Genomic DNA, 22,619 nt, shown 5'->3' on the forward strand with positions numbered 1-22,619 from the left:
TTTGGGGGTCACTACATAAGAATTTATCAGTGTTTCCTATTTGACTGCTTTCGCGTTCATGACATACTTTCGTCGTTTATGACATACTTTGTTGATATTTCTCGTAGATGTGAGAAAATATTGATAGGATGTATAGGAATCACGCGCAGGAGGCAAATGATATGTATCAGGAAATCAAATCAAGACGGCTGGCGCTTCTCGTCGCAATCGCACTGACGGGCGGCTCCCTCGCGGGGGCGACGAATGCGTATGCGGCAGAGGTGACGGGGCAGAACGTGACGATCAATGCGTCAACCCCGCCGACCAACAATGCCACGGATCCGTACGGCAATACCGGCAGTGCTGCCGGTGCCATCAACGATCCCGCAAATGGAGACGATGTATCGGGCAACACGCTGACCTTGGCGAACTATGACTACAGCGGCAAGAATATATTCGGCGGCTTCACGCGCGGTACGGGGCGCGCGAAGGACAATATTGTCCATATCCGCAGCGGCGGAACAGTCGACAGCGCCGTAGGCGGCGGCACCTACGGCGGCGGCGATGTCGTGGGGAACCGGGTCTATCTCCATGCAGGAGGGCTGGTGGATGGGGTCGTGGGCGGCTACGTCGACGGTGCATCCGGCAGTGCAGAGGACAATCATGTTGTCGTAGAGAGCGGCACAGTGAAGAACTTCATCTACGGCGGCAACATCGGGATCGCGTCCACGGGACATGTGACGGGCAACACGGTCAAGATTGCGGGCGGAGTAATCGGCGCACCTGTGTATGGCGGCTATACCAATGGAAGCGGCCATGTGACGGGCAATACGGTCACAATCACGGGCGGCGAGATTCGTGATCACGTCTACGGCGGCTTTACGAATGGGGATGGCGATGTCAAGGACAATATCGTCAACATCGGCGACGGTGCGCATGACCTCGCGGCAGGCACGCGCATTCAAAAATCCATCTACGGCGGCTCCAACGGCGGAGGTTCGGGAACGATCTCGGGCAACATCCTCAATGTCAATGCATCCGCTTCGGCGCAGAATATCCACAATTTCGACACGATCAACTTCTCCTTTACGAATACGCTCTCGCCCAAGCTCACGCTGAGTGACACTGCGGGCACGACCATTAAGAGCCTGAGCGATATTACCGTGAACGGCTTCTCGACAATCGGTACGAGCACGCTGATCGAGAACGTGAACGGCATTACCGTGTCGGACGGTACTTTATCAGTGACCACTACGGGCGATACCGCAGAGACAATCCTGAGCACAGACACAACGGGTCAAAAAATCGACTATGCGCGCTATATCTTCAAGGGTGCACGCACTGCCGAGAGCAGCATCTACAATGAAACATGGGGCGGACGCTCCGTCATCGGCAACACGACGACGGGCAACGAGATCACGGTTACGAGCGGTACGCATACGGACGTGTACGGCGGCTGGACGAGGGAGGCATCCTCACAGACTGCAACAGCGGACAAGGGCAACAGCACGTATAACAAGGTCACAGTCGACGGCACTGCCACGGTCAGCGGCAATGTCTATGGCGGTATGACGACTGTGATGGACGGCAAGGCATCGAACAACGAAGTGACGATCAACGGGGGCACACTGAATGGCATCGGCGATGTCTATGGCGGAAGTGCCAACAGCGGTTCTTCGGTAGACAACAACAAGGTCTACTTGAACGGCATAAGTACGCCGGGCACTGTTTACGGTGGCTCTGCCGGTCTTGGGACGGCAAATGGCAACGAAGTCCATCTGAACGGCGCGACGGTGGGGGGGACTGTCTTCGGCGGCGCTGGCCCTACCTCGACAAGCAAGAACAAGGTTTACTTGAACGGCGCGCAGGTGACGGGTGACGTCTACGGCGGCAATGCTACCTCGGCAAACGACAACGAAGTCCATCTGAACGGTGCGACGGTGACGGGGGGTGTCTCCGGCGGCGCGGCAGACGGCACGGGCAATCTGCTCAGTGTCAAGGGCGTGAACAGCGCCGGGCAGATTGCGTGCTTCCAAAAGGTCAGCTTCGATACGGCGGGTGTCGCTGCGGGTGCGACTATGCTCACCATTACGAATACCGCCAACCGGACGGCGCTCGATTGGAATGCGCTCACAGCCACAGGCACGGCGCGGGGCATCGATTTGATCTATCACGAGCAGGGCATTGACCTTTCGCACTACACGGCGGGCAGTGTAAAATCCGCATTGAGCGCAGACGGCAAGAGCGAGTACGACATCGAAGCCGTCGAGGCGGGCGGCACTGTCAAGAGAATCGCCTACAACAGCTACCAGTTCAAGGACGCACGCACTGCCGAGACGGTTGGGGGCGAAACATGGGGCGGCCGCTCGAGGGTCGGCAACACGACCACGGGCAACGAGATCACGGTGAGCAGCGGAACGCATACGGAGGTCTACGGCGGCTGGACGAGGGGGGCATCCTCACAGACTGCAACAGCGGACAAGGGCAACAGCACGTATAACAAGGTCACAGTCGACGGCACTGCCACGGTCAGCGGCAATGTCTATGGCGGTATGACGACCGTGGCGGGCGGCAAGGCATCGAACAACGTAGTGACGATCAACGAAGGTGTCACACTGAATGACAGCCGCTATGTCTATGGCGGAAGTGCCACCAGCGGTTCTTCGGTAGACAACAACAAGGTCTACTTGAACGGCATACGTACTTCGGGCACTGTTTACGGTGGCTCTACCGGTTTTGGGACGGCAAACGGCAACGAAGTCCATCTGAACGGCGCGACGGTGAGGGGGGCTGTCTTCGGCGGCGAAGGTGCCTCGGCAAGCAAGAACAAGGTCTACCTCTTGAACGACGCGCAGGTGACGGGTGACGTCTACGGCGGCAATGCTACCTCGGCAAACGACAACGAAGTCCATCTGAACGGCGCGACGGTGACGGGGGCTGTCATTGGCGGCGCGATAGACGGCACGGGCAATCTGCTCAGTGTCAAGGGCGTGAACAGCGCCAGGTGGATTGCGGGCTTCCAAGAGGTCAGCTTCGATACGGCGGGTGTCGCTGCGGGTGAGACCATGCTGAATCTGAACGGCAGCGCGGGCACGACGCTCGACAGGGGCGCGATTGACGCCACGGGCGACACGGTCAGCGGCGGCATTTCCCTCCTGCACAATGCGAACGGCATCACGGTCAACGGGCTTGCTGCGACCGATAACATTCTGAAATCCGAGGCGGATGAGACGACGGAGAAAAATATCGCCGCCCATAGGACGGGCGGCAATATCACGGACATCCGCTACGAAGGCTACCAGTTCGCGGGTGTAACGACCCCTGTCGTCAGTGGCACCGACGCCTACGGCGGCATCTCGCGGGCGGGCAACTCCACGCACAATAATGTGATCACCGTAAACGGCAACTACGCGAACGTCTACGGCGGTCACACGAGCGGCGCAGGTACGACGAGGGCCGACAAGGATAACAGCTACAGCAATACCGTCACCATCACGGGCGGGACGCTTGGCAACGTCTACGGCGGCTATACGGCGGCGGCGGACGGCACGACGAACAATAATACCGTCACGCTTGCGGGCGGCACGGTCACGGGCACAGTCTCCGGCGGCAACCGCACGGCGGACGGCAATACGCTGAACGTCGTGGGCATGAACAACCGTGCGGGCAGTGTTGAGAACTTCCAAAACATGAACTTCGATGCGACGGGTGCTGTGAAGAACAGCACGCTGCTGACCGTCACGGGCGCTAATGCGACCAAGGTGGACTGGACGAAGGTCTCGGCGACGGGAACGTCGGTGAAACCGCTCACCCTGCTGAAGAACGAGAGCGGCATCGACCTCACGGGCTATACGGGCGCGGCGAAGTCCGAGACGACGGACACGGCGGAGACGAACGTCGATGTCCGCAAGAACAGCCTCGGCAGAATCACCGCAATCACCTACGAGGGCTACCAGTTCGCCCGCGCAGAGTCTGCGAGCGTCATAGGTGCTGACGCCTACGGCGGCATCTCGCGGGCGGGCAACGCAACGCATACGAATCATATCACCGTCAACGGCAACTATACGAACGTGTATGGCGGTCACACGAGCGGCATGAGCACAACAGCTGTCGAGAAGAAGAACAGCCATGACAATACGGTCACCATCACGGGCGGCACGCTCGGCAACGTCTACGGCGGCTATACGGCGGCGGCAGACGGCACGACGAACAATAATACCGTCACGCTTGCGGGCGGCACGGTCACGGGCACAGTCTCCGGCGGCAACCGCACGGCGCAGGGCAACAAGCTCGTTGTCAACACAAATGCGCGTGTCGGCAAGATTGAGAACTTCGAGAAATATGTCTTTAACTACAAGGAGTCAATGACTGCAAATCCGATGCTGACGCTCACAGGGGGCGCAGCCTCTATGCGCCTCGACGCCATCGAAGCGAACGGCACGGTGACGGAAACACCTACGACCCTCGTACACAACGCGGCAGGTCTGACCATCGCCGACTATGACAACAAGCCGAAGTCCATGCTGAACGCCGACGGCACGCGCGAGACGAATCTCGACGTGAGGAAGACCGGCACGCTGCTGACCGACATCGTTCGCTACTCCTCCTACAGCCTCAAGGGTACGACGGAGAGCACGACCTCCGGCGGGAACACATGGGGCGGCCGCTCCTCTGCGGGCAACACGACGGCGGAGAACAGCGTCGCCATCACGGGCGGCAATCACACGGACATCTACGGCGGCTGGACGACGGGAACGGGTTCTCAGGCTGCGGCAGACAAGCGCGGCGACAGCATTTCCAACAAGGTCACGGTAAACGGCTCGGCTGCGGTCAGCGGCACAGTCTACGGCGGTTTTACGGATGTTGCAAATGGCAAGGCGACGCGCAACGAGGTCGCGGTTGAGAAGGCAATCGCGGGCAGCGTTGTCGGCGGTCAGTCGGCGGGCGATGCGAAGGGCAATATTGTCAATATCAAGGCAGACAGCGGCGCCATCACGGGCGGCAAGTCCGCAGGCGGCGAAGCCACGGGCAACAGCGTCACGGTCGGCAATGGCACAGTCTCCGGCAATATCGTCGGCGGCGATGGTACGACGACGAATAAAAATATCGTCAGCCTCGCACAGGCGAACGTCACGGGGAGTATCACGGGCGGCAGCGGCACGACTGCAAACGAAAACACGGTCAATATCGACCGCACGAATGTCGCGGGTACAATCACGGGCGGCGCGGCAGACGGCACGGGCAACACGCTGAATGTTGCGGGCACGAATATCGCCGCGAACATTGGCGGCTTCCAGAAGGTAAACTTTGATGCGGCGGGCGCTGTAAAGAACAGCACGCTGCTGACCATCACGGGCGGCGCGCAGACGAAGGTCAACTGGACGAATCTCACGGCGACGGGAACGGCGGAGAAACCGCTCACCCTGCTGAAGAACGAGAGCGGCATCGACCTCGTGGGCTACACGGGCGCGGCGAAGTCCGAGACGACGGACACGGCGGAGACGAACGTCGATGTCCGCAAGAACAATGACGGCAAAGTCACTGAAATTACCTACGAAGGCTACCAGTTTGCGCGCGCAGAGTCTGCGAGCGTCATAGGTACTGACGCCTACGGCGGCATCTCGAAGGCGGGCAACGCAACGCATACGAATCATATCACCGTAAACAGCGACTATACGAACGTCTACGGCGGTCATACGAGCGGCGCGGGCACGACGAAGGACGACAAGGATAACAGCTACAGTAACAGTGTCACCATCACGGGCGGCAAGATTGGCAATGTCTACGGCGGCTATACGGCGGCGGCGGACGGCACGACAAATAATAATACCGTCACGCTTGCGGGCGGTACGGTCACGGGCACAGTCTCCGGCGGCAACCGCACGGCGGACGGCAATAGGCTGAACGTCGATGCGGCGGCGCGTGTCGGCAGGGTTGAGAACTTCGAGAAGGTCGCGTTCAAGGATGCCGCCTCGAAGCTGACGCTGACGGATACGGGGACATTCAACCTCGATACCCTTGCGACGAACTTTGATGCGACGGCGAACCCCGTGACCCTCGTCGAGAGTGCAAACGCGCTGACCCTCGCGGGCGGCAAAGCGTTCAAGTCTGAACTGAATGCCGACGGGACGCAGGAAACGGATCTCGATGTTCGCGGCGGGAAAAAGATTGTCCGCTATGCCTATACCTTTGCAGGTGCGAAGGCGGCGACGACCGTCGGCGCTGACACATGGGGCGGACGCTCGGCGGCGGGCAATACGACGACGAACAATGAGATCACGCTCGCGGACGGCAGCTATACGAATGTGTACGGCGGCCGGACGACGGGCGCAGGCTCTCAGGCTGCTACGGATAAGCGCGGCGACAGCATTTCCAATAAGGTCACAGTGAATGGCACGGCTGCGGTCAGCGGGATAGTCTACGGCGGCTACACCGATGTCACGGGCGGCAGGGCAACGGGCAACGAGGTCACGATTGAAAAGGCGACCGTTGGCAGCGTTGTCGGCGGCTATGGCACGACCGCGAGCGGCAATGCGATCAACCTGACGGATGCGACCGTCTCGGGCAGTGTCACGGGCGGCAGAGGCACGATCACGAACGACAATATCATCCGCCTCCGCAACACCAAGGTTACAGGCACGGTTACGGGCGGCAGCGGTACGATCACGAACGAGAACCGCACCGGCTTCCGCAGCGTGACGGTCAGCAGCACGGCTGCAAGCGGCACGGGCAACACGCTCGCCGTTTACTATGGCACGGGCACGACGTCGATTGGCGACCTCGGCGGCATCCAGAACATCCATTTTGATCTGGAGGATGCGCCGACGGACGGCACGGCACATACGCTGCTGAGTCTTACGAATGCTGCGGGCGAGAAGAATCTTTCCGATATCCATCTCGTGGTTCACCGCAGTGGCGCGACGAAGAAACTTCGGAAGGGCGACACGTTCACCCTTGTGGAGAACAAGACGGCGGGCGGCTCGGTCAGCATTGGCGACAATGTGACGGCCGAGGGCACGGACGGCGTCACGCGCAACTATACGTTTGGCATCGCAAGGAATGCGGACGGCAAGCTCGTTGCGACCGTCACGAAGGCGGGCATGAACGGACAGGCCAAGTCCCTCGTCGAGACGCGCGCGGGCGCGAGCGCATTCCTGAACGACGGCGCGGACTTCCTCGCGGGTGCAGGTATGTCTGCGGCGCAGAAGGAGGCGGCTGCTGCGGCGATGACGAGCGGCGGCGTATATGGTCTCTGGGCAGGCATGGGCGCAGGTTCTCTGCGTCACAAGACCGGTTCATACGTCGATATGAAGGGATGGAATCTCGGCGTCGGCTGGGCGCGTGAGAATGCGGTGAAGGCAGGAACTCTGACCTTTGGCCCCTTCATCGAATACGGGCGCGGCAGCTATGACTCCTACCTCGACGACGGCACGCACGGCAGCGGCAAGACGAGCTATGTCGGCGTTGGTATGATGGCGAAGCTGGAGACGAAGGCGAACAGCTGGATCGACGGTGCGCTGCGCGTCGGCCGCACGAAGAGCGACTATACGGGGCTTGACACCAGCTACGATACAACGAGCACCTACTACGCGATGCACGTCGGCGTGGGCAAGGACTTCCGCGTGCGTGAGGGCGATACCGTCAGCGCGTATGTGCGCTACTCCTACGCGCATACGGCGGGTGCGAGCGCACATCTCAGCTCGGGCGAGACCTGTGACTTCGATGCGGTGAACTCGCATCGCCTGCGCATCGGCACGCGCTACACGCACGGTGAGACGGCGCTGAGTCAGCTCTATGCGGGACTTGCGTGGGAGTATGAGTTTGGCGGCGATGCGCGTGCGACCTACGATGGAGACAGCGCGCCGAGTCCGTCGCTGAGGGGCGGCAGCGGGCTTCTTGAGCTGGGCTATCGCTTCGCACCGAAGGCGGACAGCCGTATCAGCTACGATCTGAACCTGAGCGGCTGGCAGGGCAAGCGTCAGGGCGTCACGGGCGGCATCTCCGTCAAGTGGGCGTTCTAACGACAGCAATAGCCGCCCCGCTGTGGCAGGGAGGCTTGGGAGCATGGCATATTAGCCTCCCCCGCCGGAGCGGGGGAGGTGGCGAGCAAGGCGAGCCGGAAGGGGAGCCATGAACGATGCAGCTGAAGCATCGTATGCGTCACCGAACAACGCTTTACGCATTTCCAAACTCCTGATTTTCTGCTGGAATAAAAGCGAAACGAAAGGAGAAGTTCCCATGCACGAGAAACGATGGCGCGACTACGAGATGACCGTGAACGGACTGCCGCAGCGCATCCGCTATAACGCCGATACGGTGGAGGGGCTGTTTCTGCCGTTGCTGCGTCGCCTTACGGAGATGCAGCGTGCGGCAGCGCGGCGCATCCTCGTCTTCCTCGCCGCGCCGCCCGCCACGGGGAAATCCACGCTGCTGCTCTTCCTCGAACAGCTCGCGCGGCAGCACGAAGAACTCACGCGCGTTCAGCCACTCGGTATGGACGGGGTTCACCATCCGAACCGTTATCTGGAGACACATACCATCCTGCGCGACGGTGTGGAGATACCACTGAAATCCATCAAGGGTGCGCCCGAGACGTTCGACGTATCTGCGCTCGCAGCAAAACTGCGTGCGGCGAAGAACGGGCGGACACTCTTCCCCGTCTATGACCGCCGCATTCACGATGTTGTACCCGATGCGCTCATCGCAGACGCGCCCATCCTCCTCATCGAGGGCAACTGGCTGCTGCTCGATGAGAAGCCGTGGCGCGATCTGCGTGCCCTCGCCGACTATACCTTGCGCATCGACGCGCCGCCCGCATTCCTGCGTGACCGCCTCATCGCCCGCAAGGTGCAGGGCGGAGGCTCGGAGGCAGAAGCAACGGCGTTCTACGAGACGAGCGATGCGCCGAATGTCCTGCGCTTTGCCGCGCACGCAGGTGCAGCGGACGAAGTCTGGCAGATGGAGGCGGACGGCGACTTTGTGCGCGGATAAAGCTACATACGAAAAATCCCACTGCGTTAACCAGGCGCAGTGGGATTTTTGTCGTCCGTTGTGTTATACTGAAATAGCCACGGCCCAACCAAGCCAATCCGGCAAGGAAGGGAGGGTGTCTCATGATGTTCTATGACTTTGTCGTATCTCTCCTGATCAGTATTCTGGGAAGTATCCTGGGGGCGCTGATCCTTCGACTGTTGAGGTGGTAGCGGAGAGCATCTCATGTGGCAGACAGTTGATGCGGTCTAACCAACCGCAAAAGAACGCCCTGCGGTAACCAGCCGCAGGGCGTTCTTTTTTATGGATTGTCCATGACATTCCATGACTTCTATAGACAGTATAACACGTTTATGTTGTTTTGCAAGGATAAATTTATGGAATCGCTGATAAAACAGCCCCTCAGATATTTATCAGTGCTTCCCTAAGTTGCAGACGAAATTGCACACGAAAAATCCCACTGCGTTTACCAGGCGCAGTGGGATTTTTGTCGTCCGTTGTGCTATACTGAAGCTGCCACGGCCTTTACCGAAGCCAATATGGTTAGGGGAGGAGGCTATCAGATGACACTAACAGACTTTTTGCTTTCCCTGCTGAACAGCGTACTCGGGAGTATTCTCGGGGCGCTGATTTTGCAGAGGCTGAGGCGGTAGAAGCAGCCGCCATTGTGGCATCAGCCTGACGCGACATTACCGGTCGCAAAGAAAGACCCCTGCGGTTACCAAGCGCAGGGGATTTTCTTTCTTTTGGCCTAAAATGACACATTCAGACTTTCTATGGTTATTATATCATTTTTTTTTGCTTTTTCAAGTCTTAAGGAATCGCTGATAAAATAAAGTCCGTCAGATTGGCGTAGATTTTTCTGTCCGATTGAGGAGGCAAACCGGACGCATAGCAAGGGCTATGTGGAGGATTTGCAGGCATTGAGCGGGCAAAAAAGATGCGCTAAGATGGCGTGGCTGAATTTATCAGTGCTTCCTTAATTCACCCCGCCGCCGCATTCTCGATGATCGGTGCGGCACCCTCCGTGATGCACTCCGCTGTCACGGTGACGCGGCGCGGTGCAGTCTCACGCGGGATGTCGAACATCACGTCGAGCATGACCTCCTCGATGATCCCCTTCAGGCTGCGTGCGCCCGTCTTGCGCTCGATCGCCTTCTTTGCGACGGCGCGCAGGGCGTCCTCGGTAAAGATGAGCTCCACGCCGTCCATCGCGAGCAGCTTCTCATACTGGCGTACGGGTGCGTTGATCGGCTCCGTGAGAATGCGCAGGAGCGCGTCCTCGTCGAGCGTCTCAAGCGTGCAGATCACGGGCAGGCGGCCGATGATCTCGGGGATGATTCCGTACTGCATCAGATCCTCGGGCGTTACCTGGTGGATCAGCGTGTCGAACTCCTTCTCCACCTCTTTGCCGCGCACCTCCGCGCCGAAGCCCATCGCGACGTTCCCCTTGCGCAGACGCTTTGCAATCGTCTTTTCAATGCCGACGAATGCGCCGCCCACGATAAAGAGGATGTTTTTCGTATCCACCTTGATCGTCGGTGCCTCGGGGTGCTTGCGCTGGCCGCGTGCCGTGAACTCGACCACGCTGCCCTCGAGCATCTTGAGCAGCGCCTGCTGCACGCCTTCATGCCCGGGATCGGCGGTGATGGAGTTGTTCGCACCGGACTTGCGCGCGATCTTGTCGAACTCGTCGAGGTAGATGATGCCGTGCTCCGCCTTCTCCACGTCCTTGTCCGCCGCATAGTAGAGATTGCGTACGGCGACCTCCACATCTGCGCCAACAAAGCCCGCCTCCGTGAGGCTTGAGGCGTCCGTCACCGCAAACGGCACATCGAGCAGCTTCGAGAGATGGGAGAGGAGCGCCGTCTTGCCGCAGCCCGAGGGACCGAGCATGATCACGTTCGACTTCTCGATCTCCGTGTCCTCTCCCTTGTTCTCGTAGCCGTACTTCATGCGCTTGTAGTGGTTGTAAACAGCAACGGCAAGGATCTTTTTTGCGCGATCCTGCTTGATGATGTAGTTGTCCAGATACTCCTTGATGAGGTGCGGGCGCGTCTTTTCGAGCACGTCGTCCAGCTGCATACGAAACGAAGACCGCTCCTCGGAGGAGACGGAGGCATCGTGCTCATCGAGAAAGCGGTTGATCTCCCGCACGCAGTCCTTGCAGATCGCAAAGCCCGTGTTCGGATCGTAGATCGGCATATCGTATTGGTCGCGGACATCAATGATGCGCTTGCAAAAGCTGCACTGATGCTTCACCGGATTTTTCGACATTTCAAATTCCTTTCAGGATCATTGTCCTTTGATAAATTCTATCATAGAATAACACAGGAACGTGAAAGAAACAAGGAACAATCATCTGCGGAACTGTAATTATGGATGGAAAAATTTTCTGCTGCATATGCTATTTTATGGTAGAATGGGTTCGTATTCAATGAAATTCTTTAGCATTCGAAGAGAAAGGACGTGGGGAGATGAGGAAGGGGATTCTGCTCGGGCTTGTTCTGGGGGCACTTATCTATTTTTTTGGTCCCGGCCTGGGACTTTGGGAAAAGGATGCACCCGCTGCGCAGCCAATGACAGCAGCACAAACGGACAAGGCGGATGCCAAGACCAAGGAGGATGGGGCGAGCGGCACGAAGAAGGGCAGCGAGAAAACAACGGCGTCCCCTGTGCGTACGGACAAACCTGCGGCTCAGAGTGCCTCTGCACAGGAGCCTCCGCCCGCCGCACAGACGGAGTCCCGCCCCTCTACGCCGCTCGCCGGGCGTGTGGAGTCCATCTCGCGTGCATCCTCGCTGACGGGTCCGATGGGAACCGTGCAGGGACCCTTTGCTCTCGTTAAACTGACGCTTGCGAACCGCGGTTCGAGCAGTATCGACATCGTGAGTTTCAACATCCGCATGGTTGACACGGACGGCAACAGTTACGCAGTCTCGGACAGCGGCATGGGCGTACTCTTTCACAAAGGGGTAGCTACGTTCCACATGGAAAACATATCGCCGGGGATGCAGACGACAGCAAGCGTCGTTTTTGCCATGCCCGCAGGAGCGACTCCTGCAAAGATACTGGTAAAGCCGCATGGACTGAATCAGCCAACAACGGAGATTACGCTGTAGGACGGGGCTGCGCGCAGAGAGCAGCCCTCTGACAGAGGAGGAGAATGTATGGATATCCGAACCTATTATGAAGAGCAGCGCGGACTCATGTGTACCGCCATGCGGGAATCTCTGCCGTACCTACGGCGTCTTCTGCGGATGGATGCGGAGCAGTTTGCGGCGGTATTAGGCATTCACGAACAGGAGCTGGCAGACATCGAGGCGGGGGGCGAGGAGCTCGGTGCGACGGTGTTCCTCGCGATTGCCGCTGTGCTGGACGATGCTGTGCGGGAGATGCCGGAGATTGCCGTGCGGATTGAGACGATCCTCTCGCTCAACGCACCCGAGGATGAAGGCTTTTTCGATCACCTCGGTACGATCTCGCTGACACAGCGGTGGCTCGATACATTCCCCACCCCTTTCGAGACACCCGCATGGGATCGTACACAGGACTGGCTGACGGAGGAGGACTACCACACCTTTGCGACGGATTGTCGCATCTTCCTCGACCACAGCATTATCGCATCGGAGGGCTTCTTTGCAGCAGCAGAGCCGCTGATAGCTGCATTGCGTGAACATGGCAGCACCTTCCTCGTCTCCCTTGCGACAGTGCGGGCTCTGGAGGTGGATCTGCGAAGCACGGACGATGCCGTGCGCAGGAATGCTAAGAACGGTATGCGGCATTTGGTGCACCTGCAGGAGAAGGGCTTGGTCGACCTGCGCGGCGAAGACGACGATGGGACGGAGCTTAGTACCTTCTTCTCGGTGTTTGCACGATTCAAGAATACCTATCAGATCGTACTCTTTACGAACGCGTCTGATTGTGCCGCGCAGATCACGCTGCTGAACCGTGCACAGCTCGGCGGTGGGGAGATCGACCTTGTTGGATATCAGAGCGAGCACGGCTTCTATCGCTGGCAGGCTTCGGGCACAGACTGTCACGTACCCTCCTATGCGGATGAGGACGGTGATGATGCGGATATGCGGGAGCCGATGCGCGGATGGGACGACCTTGACGCTGCACTTGCAGAGCCATCTGATCCGCCCAACGGAACCTTTGAGGATATCCCGACCATCGAGGAGATTGAACGTAAGGTTTCTTCTGCGGAGGAGATACCGGATGCGGACGAGGTGGTCATCTTTGACGAGCCGGATGCTGCGGAGATCGAGGCGATGGCGGCAGAGATGCGCGCACTCGATGCCGGGGGGCAGGAGAGCTCTCCTTCCGCTGCGGCGATGAACGATGTCGCGGCAGCTGAGCTCGTGGATTGGCAGAGCGTTGATGATGGCGATGACAGCACATCGCCCACACCGAAAAACACCACACCGGAGCCTGCCCGCAGCACCTTGCCGCGCGGATGGGACGAGATCGGCTGATGAGAGAAAAACATAGGGGGTGGAGCGCGTGCGTGTAGGGACGGGACGCGACATGAAGGAGCGGCAGGAGAAGCTGCTCGATATGTATTTCAAGGACTGGAAGGTGTTCATCGACACCTGCAGTCTGCTCAAGGAGGCTGCGCCGACGTTCTGGGAACGTGCCAGACCCTATATTTTGAAATACAACAACCCCGTCATTGTCCCAGAGCGTGTGTTTCACGAACTGCAGAAAATTTATAGGAACGCTGCGGGGACATACGATCCTGCGGATGTGCGGAATGCGGAACGTTGTTTGTCGGAGTTTTTGCCAAAGTATCAGCAGGAGAACCTGCTCGAATTTCACGGAGAGCCGGTTGATCGGGAAGGGCACGCAGATAACGTCTTCATCACACAGTTTACGCGCCACCGCATGACGTACAATCTCCTGCTCATCACGCAGGACGCCGACCTCGGCGCGGACATCCGCAACCTTGTTAACCAACGTTCCGTTCAGCGCGGCAAGAAAATCCATGTGCGGCGCATTGACGGTGGCGGCAACCTTTTCCCACAGGATGGAAAGAAGCCGCATGCGAAAAGGACGGACTCCCCGAGCGCGCAGACAGACGGTGACCGTCGGATGCATGGTGGGCATGGGCGCACGGCAGGGCAGAGACCCGCGCCGCAGCGCACGGACAGCCGCCCATCCGCCATGACCGCTGCGCGAAAGACCGCCGTCACGACCATCGCTGACGATCCGCTGCCCGTAACGCACATCCCTGTTGAGGGCGAGATGGTCTGCCGCATGCAGAACGGCATACTGGAGCGCATCCGCCTCGGCAAGGAGATCGGTAAGGGCGGCGAGGGCAGGATCTACGAAACGGGCACACCCTACGTTGCAAAGATTTACGCGCGGGACTGCCTGACCGCACGGCGACGGGAAAAGATCCGCCGAATGCTCAGCCGCAGTATCTCCTATGCGGGCATCTGCTGGCCCTGTGCAGAACTCTCAAACGAGAGCGGGGACTTTGTCGGCTATCTGATGCCGCGGGCACAGGGACACTCCCTGCAGATCGCCGTATTCAGTCCGCGGCGTCTGCAGAAATTTTTCCCGCACTGGAAAAAGGTCGATCTCGTCACCCTCTGCATTACCATCCTTGAGAAGATCAAGTACCTTCACGACCGCAGCATTCTCATCGGTGATTTGAATGACCAGAACATCCTCGTCGTCTCCGCAACTGAGGTCTACTTTGTTGATACAGACAGCTACCAGATCGAGGACTTTCCCTGCCCCGTCGGCACCCCCGTTTACACAGCCCCCGAGGTGCAGGGGCAACCGTTTTCAAGCTTCCTGCGCACGAAGGGAAATGAGGCATTTGCCATTGCGACCCTGCTTTTCCGCATCATGCTCCCGGGTAAAACGCCATACTCTCAGCAGGGGGGCAACGATCTGCAGGAGAACATTGCACGCGGTGATTTCTCCTATCCCTGCGGAGAAAACTCTAATCGCCGCGCCCCCGACGGCCCGTGGCGATTTATCTGGAGTCATCTCCCGCGTCGTGCAATGAAAGAACCGTTTTATCAGACCTTTCGTAAGGGCGAGGTGCATTACGAAGAGTGTGACCGCCTCGACGTGAACGCGTGGCTTGCAAACCTGCGTGAGTACAAGAACCTTCTCACAAATGGGAAATACGCGGAGCAGGATGCCCTCTCACTCGAGATTTTCCCGAACCGTTACAAGCACATTGAAACAAATGTGGATGCGAAGTCCCCGCAGCAAACAAAGACATGGGATCGGCCGACGGCACGTACAAAGCCCGGGACAAAGCCGCCGAAGCCGCCCGAGAAACGTCCGTGCCGGGTCTGTAAGAGCGAGGTGCCGGTCACACAGCTCGACCGCGGCATATGCTCCTGGTGCAGAGGAGAAACTTATGAATGGAAGCAATGCAGGACGTGCGGCAGCCGCTTCCGTATCACCGCCGCTGAGCATGCCTTCTTCGTAGATAAGGGGCTGGCACAGCCCGAGAACTGCAGGGAATGTCGCGAGGAGCGAAAGAAGGAGCGCGAGGTGGGGCGCACGATACCGCAGAAAAACACCCCTTCGCGTACGCCTCTCCCGCAAAGTGACCATGCGGAGGAGAGCTCATTATTTGAGACCGTTATCGGCATCGGCATCGGGCTTTTTGGGACCGTTATCATCGGGCTTTTTGAGACCGTTATCGGCGTTATCGGCATCGGGCTTGCCATTGCCTATGCCGTCGTTCATTTTCTGTTATAATATGGGAGGAACACCATGAAAGACCTGCACCTCATCCGCATGGACGATCTCGTCACCAATCCGACGCCGCGCGTTCCCGTCTGCCTCTGCCTTGACACAAGTGGCTCCATGGCGGCAGTTGAGGCGGGGAGCTACGTCGGCACCGGGGAGACCATCCGCCAAGACGGAAAGCTCTGGCAGATCGTCGAGGGTGGAAAGAGCCGCATACAGGAGCTTCAAAAGGGCATCGAAATGTTCTTCGAGGCAATCCGCACCGACATACTCGCCGCTGATTCCGCTGAGATCAGCATCGTCACCTTCGACAACGAGGCAAAATGCCTGCTCGACTTCGCCAACATCGAGCGGCAGACCGTCCCACAGCTGCACGCAAATGGACTCACGGCGATGGGGGAGGGGGTCAACCTCGCCCTCGACTTGCTGACGCAGCGCAAGAAAGAGTATCAGGATAAGGGGGTCGACTACTATCAGCCATGGCTCGTCCTCATGAGCGACGGCGAACCGAACGGTGACCCCGCCGAGCTTCGCCGTGCCGAACAGCGCGTCACGGAACTCGTGAATGCAGGCAAGCTGACCGTTTTTCCCATCGGCATCGGAAACGAACCGGGCATGGATGCACTTGCCGCACTCTCGCCGAAATGGGAGCCGCTGCGGCTCGACGGCCTGAAATTCCAAGAATTTTTTGCATGGCTCAGCAGCAGCATCAAGGTCGTATCGAACTCCACCCCGGGAGATAAAATCAAGCTTGATGTCGATCGTATCAAAGACTGGAGTACACTCTCTTGAGCGAAGAACACAGTACACTATGGCACTTTGCGGAGTGCGCCGTCACAGGGCGGCGCCATCGTGCCGCAGATCTGCCGTGTCAGGATAAGACCCATGCCTGCGAATGGCATGGCACTGCCGTCATCGCTCTCGCTGATGGCGCAGGTTCTGCAGCATTCTCCCAAGAGGGGGCAGAGACCGTTTGTCGGGAGATTGCGATGGTATTCTCTAGCTCCTTTGATGCCTTTGATGCAGAGATAGACGGGACACTCGTCAAACAACAGATCCTTGCACGGCTGCGTACGGCACTCGCCGCACAGGCGGACGAATGTGCGAGCAGCGTTGATGCTCTTGCCTCCACACTGCTCGCTGTTGCGGTCAAGGGGGATCGCTTCATCCTCCTCCATATCGGCGACGGTGTCATTGGCTGCCTGCACGACAACCGGCTCGTAGTCCTCTCCCAGCCGGTCAACGGCGAGTTTATCAATACCACCGTATTTGTCACCTCGCCCGAGGCGACAGATACCATGAAACTTGTCAAAGGGGATGTGTCAGACATATATGGCTTCGTCCTTCTCTCCGACGGCACGGAGATGAGCCTCTATGATCGCCGGCAGAAAACTCTCGCGCCTGTCCTGCACCGCGTCTTCAACGCAGTCTGCGAAGAGGGACGCGCGAACGTGGAGGAAATGCTGCGTGGGAGCTTTGAGAACAGTGTCATTCAGGCGACTGGTGATGATTGCAGCATCGCACTGATGGTGCGGAATATAAAAAGTTGAGAAAAAGTTGAAAAAGGGGGTTGACGAGGAGAAGTGCTTTGTGTTATATTGTGACAGTCGCGCCGATGAGGGCAGCACGGAGATGAAAAACTCCACGAAGCTAGGAACGGCGCCGGATGTACCCTGAAAACTACACAATGCAAAACAAGTTAGAGGAAACTCTAACAGCCAGATGCAACATCGTTGTGAAGGTGGCAACACCTTCGGTCAACGAACACAATTCTTTTACAAGAATGAAGTAATGAGCCAACAGGCTCTCGGATAGGGGCAAGCCTTTCGCGGAGAGTTTGATCCTGGCTCAGGACGAACGCTGGCGGCGTGCTTAACACATGCAAGTCGAACGGGATGATTTAGAAGCTTGCTTTTAGAGAATCTAGTGGCAAACGGGTGAGTAACACGTAGACAACCTGCCGACAGGATGGGGACAACATTCCGAAAGGAATGCTAATACCGAATGAAGCAGAGAAGGGCATCCTTTTCTGATGAAAGATGGCCTCTGAATATGCTATCACCTGTCGATGGGTCTGCGTCTGATTAGCTCGTTGGTGAGGTAACGGCTCACCAAGGCGACGATCAGTAGCCGGTCTGAGAGGATGAACGGCCACATTGGGACTGAGACACGGCCCAGACTCCTACGGGAGGCAGCAGTGGGGAATCTTCCGCAATGGGCGCAAGCCTGACGGAGCAACGCCGCGTGAGTGAAGAAGGTCTTCGGATCGTAAAGCTCTGTTGATGGGGACGAACGTACGGAGTGCAAATAGTGCTCTGTAATGACGGTACCTATCGAGGAAGCCACGGCTAACTACGTGCCAGCAGCCGCGGTAATACGTAGGTGGCGAGCGTTGTCCGGAATCATTGGGCGTAAAGGGAGCGCAGGCGGGCATGTAAGTCTTTCTTAAAAGTGCGGGGCTCAACCCCGTGATGGGAAAGAAACTACATGTCTTGAGTACAGGAGAGGAAAGCGGAATTCCGAGTGTAGCGGTGAAATGCGTAGATATTGGGAGGAACACCAGTGGCGAAGGCGGCTTTCTGGACTGCAACTGACGCTGAGGCTCGAAAGCCAGGGGAGCGAACGGGATTAGATACCCCGGTAGTCCTGGCCGTAAACGATGGATACTAGGTGTGGGAGGTATCGACCCCTACCGTGCCGGAGTTAACGCAATAAGTATCCCGCCTGGGGAGTACGGTCGCAAGACTGAAACTCAAAGGAATTGACGGGGACCCGCACAAGCGGTGGAGTATGTGGTTTAATTCGAAGCAACGCGAAGAACCTTACCAGGCCTTGACATTGACTGAAAGTGCTAGAGATAGCACCCTCTCTTCGGAGACAGGAAAACAGGTGGTGCATGGCTGTCGTCAGCTCGTGTCGTGAGATGTTGGGTTAAGTCCCGCAACGAGCGCAACCCCTGTTCTTTGTTGCCATCACGTAAAGGTGGGCACTCAAAGGAGACTGCCGCGGAGAACGCGGAGGAAGGCGGGGATGACGTCAAGTCATCATGCCCCTTATGGTCTGGGCTACACACGTACTACAATGGAACGGACAGAGAGCAGCGAACCCGCGAGGGCAAGCGAACCTCAAAAACCGTTTCCCAGTTCGGATTGCAGGCTGCAACTCGCCTGCATGAAGTCGGAATCGCTAGTAATCGCAGGTCAGCATACTGCGGTGAATACGTTCCCGGGTCTTGTACACACCGCCCGTCACACCACGGAAGTCGTTCACACCCGAAGCCGGCGCAGCCGTCTAAGGTGGGGAAGGTGACTGGGGTGAAGTCGTAACAAGGTAGCCGTATCGGAAGGTGCGGCTGGATCACCTCCTTTCTAAGGATTAAGATGAACCTAACGGTTCACAATCTTAGGTCGGTCATTTGGCTTAGTTTTGCATTGTCTAGTTTTGAGGGCGCATCGGACGCAAGAGATTGCGTAGTTGTGACCTTATTGTTCACTGAAAACTGCACAGAAGAAACAAGAAAATCTAACAAAGGGAGACTTTGTGTACTCATGTCATAAAGTTTTCCTCACTGAGGTCTTCTACCGCAAGGTAGAAAGTAACAGAATAGATTTTCCCAAGCAAATTAGGATAAAGCGAAAATACCTTTTATCGCGAGATGAAGTTCCGATTCCATGTTGGATCGGCGCTGAAGATTCCGTTAGATGCGCGGAAGCCGACAGAGACATAGTACGCTATGTCGATGAGGCTGACAAAGCAGATGACGGGATATGCAGTGCCGCTGATGTGCGAAGTGGAAGGTTAAGTCAAGTGAATAAGGGCATACGGCGGATGCCTAGGCGTTTCGAAACGAAGAAGGACGCGATAAGCTGCGATAAGCCATGACGAGCTGCAAGTAAGCCTTGACTCATGGATTTCCGAATGGGGCAACCCGGCAAGAGTAACGTCTTGTCACTCTACCTTCGAGGTAGAGAGAAAACACCCGATGAACTGAAACATCTAAGTAGTCGGAGGAAAAGAAATCAACTGTGTTCCGCTCATGAATAAGCTGGATTGCAGATGCGAAGGATGATTTCTTCAGATGCACGGAAGAGGAGCGCGTCATAGCGGTGGCTATGGCAAGCGACGATGACAAAGCAGATGAGGAATCAGACAAGCAGATGCGCCAGAGTATTCATGAGTGGAGCACCGAGATTCCCTGAGTAGCGGCGAGCGAAACGGGAGGAGCCCAAACCAAGAGACTTCGGTTTCTTGGGGTTGCGGACCTGCAACAAACTGGACACTTTAGTGGAAGCATCTGGGAAGGTGCGGCAAAGAGAGTGAGACCCTCGTACACGAAAGAGTGAAAAGCGGGCAGGGATCCAGAGTACCACAGGGCACGAGGAACCCAGTGGGAAGCAGGGTGGACCACCATCCAAGGCTAAATACATCGAAACGACCGATAGCGAAGAGTACCGTGAGGGAAAGGTGAAAAGAACCCCGGGAGGGGAGTGCAATAGAACCTGAAACCGTATGTCTACAAACAGTCGGAGCACTATTTATGTGCGACGGCGTGCCTATTGAAGAATGAACCGGCGAGTTAATTTATGCTGCGAGGTTAAGCGGGAGACGCGGAGCCGAAGCGAAAGCGAGTCTTAAGAGGGCGAAAGTAGCATGGATTAGACCCGAAACCACAGTGATCTATACATGTCCAGGTTGAAGCTCAGGTAAAAATGAGTGGAGGACCGAACCCGTGCGTGTTGAAAAACGTTGGGATGAGATGTGTATAGGGGTGAAATGCCAATCGAACGTGTAGATAGCTGGTTCTCCCCTAAATAGCTTTAGGGCTAGCCTCAGGCGAATAACTATAGAGACGGTAGAGCACTGATCGGGCAAGGAGGCGTAAAGCCTACCGACCCCAGTCAAACTACGAATGGCTCATATGGGCAGCCTGGGAGTCAGAATGCGAGTGATAAGACCCGTATTCAAGAGGGAAACAGCCCAGACCGCCGGCTAAGGTCCCAAATGCTGTGCTAAGTGGAGAAGGATGTAGGACTTCGAAAACAACCAGGATGTTGGCTCAGAAGCAGCCGCCATTAAAAGAGTGCGTAATAGCTCACTGGTCGAGAGGCCCTGCGCCGAAAATATCCGGGGCTAAAGCACAGAACCGAAGCCGCGGCATCGTACTAGGTACGATGGGTAGGGGAGCGTTCCTGTTTGGACGAAGGTAGACCGGAAGGACTGCTGGACGAACAGGAAGTGAGAATGCCGGTATGAGTAGCGAAACGACAGGTGAGAATCCTGTCCACCGAAAGCCTAAGGTATCCCGGGCAACGCTCGTCGTCCCGGGGTTAGTCGGGACCTAAGCCGAGGCGAAAAGCATAGGCGATGGACAACTGGCGAAAATTCCAGTACCGGGCGTCTTCGTTTGAGGATGGAGTGACGCAGGAAGGAAGCTGAGCGCGCGATTGGAAGAGCGCGTCGAAGGCGGTAGGCTTGTATGGAGGCAAATCCCCATACTACAAGGCCGAGAACCGATAGATAGAGTAAGCTACGGCGAACTTGAATTCAGCTGCACTACACTGCCAAGAAAAGCTTCTAACGAGAAGACGTCTGCCCGTACCAAAACCGACACAGGTAGGCGGGGAGAGAATCCTAAGGTGCGCGGGAAAACCCTCGTTAAGGAACTCGGCAAAATGCATCCGTAACTTCGGGAAAAGGATGGCCGTTGATGGTGAAGGTGTTTACCACCGGAGCTGTTGACGGCGGCAGAAAAGAGGCCCAAGCGACTGTTTACCACAAACACAGGTGCCTGCGAAAGCGCAAGCTGAAGTATAGGTGCTGACGCCTGCCCGGTGCAGGAAGGTTAAGGAGAGTTGTTAGTCCTTGAGATGAAGCAGCGAACTGAAGCCCCTGTAAACGGCGGCCGTAACTATAACGGTCCTAAGGTAGCGAAATTCCTTGTCGGGTAAGTTCCGACCCGCACGAAAGGCGTAACGATTTGGGCACTGTCTCAACGAGGGACCCGGTGAAATTGAAATACCTGTGAAGATGCAGGTTACCCGCGACTGGACAGAAAGACCCCATGGAGCTTTACTGCAGCTTGGCATTGGTCTTTGGCATATAACGTACAGGATAGCCGGGAGACTGGGAAGTCATATCGCTAGATGTGATGGAGTCACCGTTGGGATACCGGCCTTTATATGCTAAGGATCTAACCGGAACATTAACAGTGTTCGGGACAGTACCAGGCGGGCAGTTTGACTGGGGCGGTCGCCTCCGAAAGAGCAACGGAGGCGTCCAAAGGTTCCCTCAGCGCGGACAGAAATCGCGCGAAGAGCATAAAGGCAGAAGGGAGCTTGACTGCGAGACTGACGGGTCGAGCAGGTACGAAAGTAGGGCTTAGTGATCCGGTGGAAAGAGAGTGGAATTGCCATCGCTCAACGGATAAAAGCTACCCTGGGGATAACAGGCTAATCTCTCCCAAGAGTCCATATCGACGGGGCGGTTTGGCACCTCGATGTCGGCTCATCACATCCTGGGGCTGAAGCAGGTCCCAAGGGTTGGGCTGTTCGCCCATTAAAGTGGTACGTGAGCTGGGTTCAGAACGTCGTGAGACAGTTCGGTCCATATCCATCGCGGGCGTAAGATACATGAGGGAGGCTGCTCCTAGTACGAGAGGACCGGAGTGGACGGACCAACGGTGTACCAGTTGTCCTGCCAAGGGCATGGCTGGGTAGCTGCGTCCGGAAGGGATAAACGCTGAAAGCATCTAAGCGTGAAGCCTGTCCCGAGATGAAGTATCTCATTCCTATAAGGAAGTAAGACCCCTTGAAGAAGACGAGGTAGATAGGCTGGGTGTGGAAGCACAGCAATGTGTGGAGCTGACCAGCACTAATCGGTCGAGGGCTTGACTTACAAGCCTAACAATTTGCTTACAGTTTCTTCTG

The 22,619-nt window shown here is 57.2% G+C and carries 9 protein-coding genes and 2 rRNA genes; 10 read left to right on the plus strand and 1 reads right to left on the minus strand.

The genetic code is table 11. The annotated features are described in order from the left end of the window. Positions 1–161 precede the first annotated feature (161 nt). From C8273_RS01495 to C8273_RS12905, 3 genes are all read left to right on the plus strand, one after another. Positions 162–8,000, plus strand: a complete 7,839-nt coding sequence (locus C8273_RS01495; RefSeq protein ID WP_106626091.1) for an autotransporter outer membrane beta-barrel domain-containing protein — start codon at positions 162–164, stop codon at positions 7,998–8,000. 217 nt (positions 8,001–8,217) lie between these two features. Next, positions 8,218–8,970 (plus strand): nucleoside/nucleotide kinase family protein, encoded by a 753-nt coding sequence (locus C8273_RS01500; RefSeq protein WP_234343774.1) that lies wholly within the window; start codon positions 8,218–8,220, stop codon positions 8,968–8,970. 869 nt (positions 8,971–9,839) lie between these two features. Then, positions 9,840–9,953 (plus strand): secretion protein HlyD, encoded by a 114-nt coding sequence (locus C8273_RS12905; RefSeq protein WP_106626819.1) that lies wholly within the window; start codon positions 9,840–9,842, stop codon positions 9,951–9,953. 1 nt (position 9,954) lies between these two features. Here C8273_RS12905 and clpX read toward each other — a convergent pair whose 3' ends face one another. Beyond that, complete coding sequence (gene clpX / locus C8273_RS01510) at positions 9,955–11,247, minus strand: ATP-dependent Clp protease ATP-binding subunit ClpX (protein ID WP_106626093.1); 1,293 nt, start codon at positions 11,245–11,247, stop codon at positions 9,955–9,957. Between the two features lie 200 nt (positions 11,248–11,447). Here clpX and C8273_RS01515 point away from each other — a divergent pair, with 200 nt between their 5' ends. The 7 genes from C8273_RS01515 (at position 11,448) to C8273_RS01545 (ending at position 22,587) form a co-directional block, all read left to right on the plus strand. Further along, the gene (locus C8273_RS01515) at positions 11,448–12,092 is read left to right on the plus strand and encodes a DUF4352 domain-containing protein (RefSeq protein WP_106626094.1); all 645 of its coding nucleotides are present in this window, start codon (positions 11,448–11,450) and stop codon (positions 12,090–12,092) included. Positions 12,093–12,140: 48 nt separating this feature from the next. Beyond that, positions 12,141–13,448, plus strand: a complete 1,308-nt coding sequence (locus C8273_RS01520) for an XRE family transcriptional regulator (RefSeq protein ID WP_106626095.1) — start codon at positions 12,141–12,143, stop codon at positions 13,446–13,448. 28 nt (positions 13,449–13,476) lie between these two features. Further along, the gene (locus tag C8273_RS01525; RefSeq protein WP_106626096.1) at positions 13,477–15,702 is read left to right on the plus strand and encodes a zinc-ribbon domain containing protein; all 2,226 of its coding nucleotides are present in this window, start codon (positions 13,477–13,479) and stop codon (positions 15,700–15,702) included. Between the two features lie 15 nt (positions 15,703–15,717). Then, positions 15,718–16,485, plus strand: a complete 768-nt coding sequence (locus C8273_RS01530) for a vWA domain-containing protein (RefSeq protein ID WP_106626097.1) — start codon at positions 15,718–15,720, stop codon at positions 16,483–16,485. Further along, positions 16,482–17,243 carry a PP2C family serine/threonine-protein phosphatase gene (locus C8273_RS01535; protein WP_159060726.1) on the plus strand — a complete coding sequence of 254 codons (762 nt, stop codon included), beginning with the start codon at positions 16,482–16,484 and terminating at the stop codon, positions 17,241–17,243. Before C8273_RS01530 ends, C8273_RS01535 begins: the two co-directional genes overlap by 4 nt. Positions 17,244–17,518: 275 nt before the next feature. Then, a 16S ribosomal RNA gene (locus C8273_RS01540) occupies positions 17,519–19,061 on the plus strand. A gap of 433 nt (positions 19,062–19,494) precedes the next feature. Continuing rightward, positions 19,495–22,587, plus strand: a 23S ribosomal RNA gene (locus C8273_RS01545). Together the 16S and 23S rRNA genes form the textbook arrangement of a ribosomal RNA operon. The last annotated feature ends 32 nt before the right edge of the window (positions 22,588–22,619 follow it).

It is taken from the genome of Candidatus Centipeda massiliensis (assembly GCF_900290285.1).
Classification (GTDB): Bacteria; Bacillota; Negativicutes; order Selenomonadales; family Selenomonadaceae; genus Centipeda; species Centipeda massiliensis.

Excerpts from the sequence above, each read along its gene's own strand:
- C8273_RS01500 (WP_234343774.1), top strand. The coding sequence starts at position 8,218 with ATGCACGAGAAACGATGGCGCGACTACGAGATGACCGTGAACGGACTG.
- C8273_RS01495 (WP_106626091.1), top strand. The coding sequence starts at position 162 with ATGTATCAGGAAATCAAATCAAGACGGCTGGCGCTTCTCGTCGCAATC.
- clpX (WP_106626093.1), bottom strand. The coding sequence starts at position 11,247 with ATGTCGAAAAATCCGGTGAAGCATCAGTGCAGCTTTTGCAAGCGCATC.
- C8273_RS01520 (WP_106626095.1), top strand. The coding sequence starts at position 12,141 with ATGGATATCCGAACCTATTATGAAGAGCAGCGCGGACTCATGTGTACC.
- C8273_RS01530 (WP_106626097.1), top strand. The coding sequence starts at position 15,718 with ATGAAAGACCTGCACCTCATCCGCATGGACGATCTCGTCACCAATCCG.
- C8273_RS01515 (WP_106626094.1), top strand. The coding sequence starts at position 11,448 with ATGAGGAAGGGGATTCTGCTCGGGCTTGTTCTGGGGGCACTTATCTAT.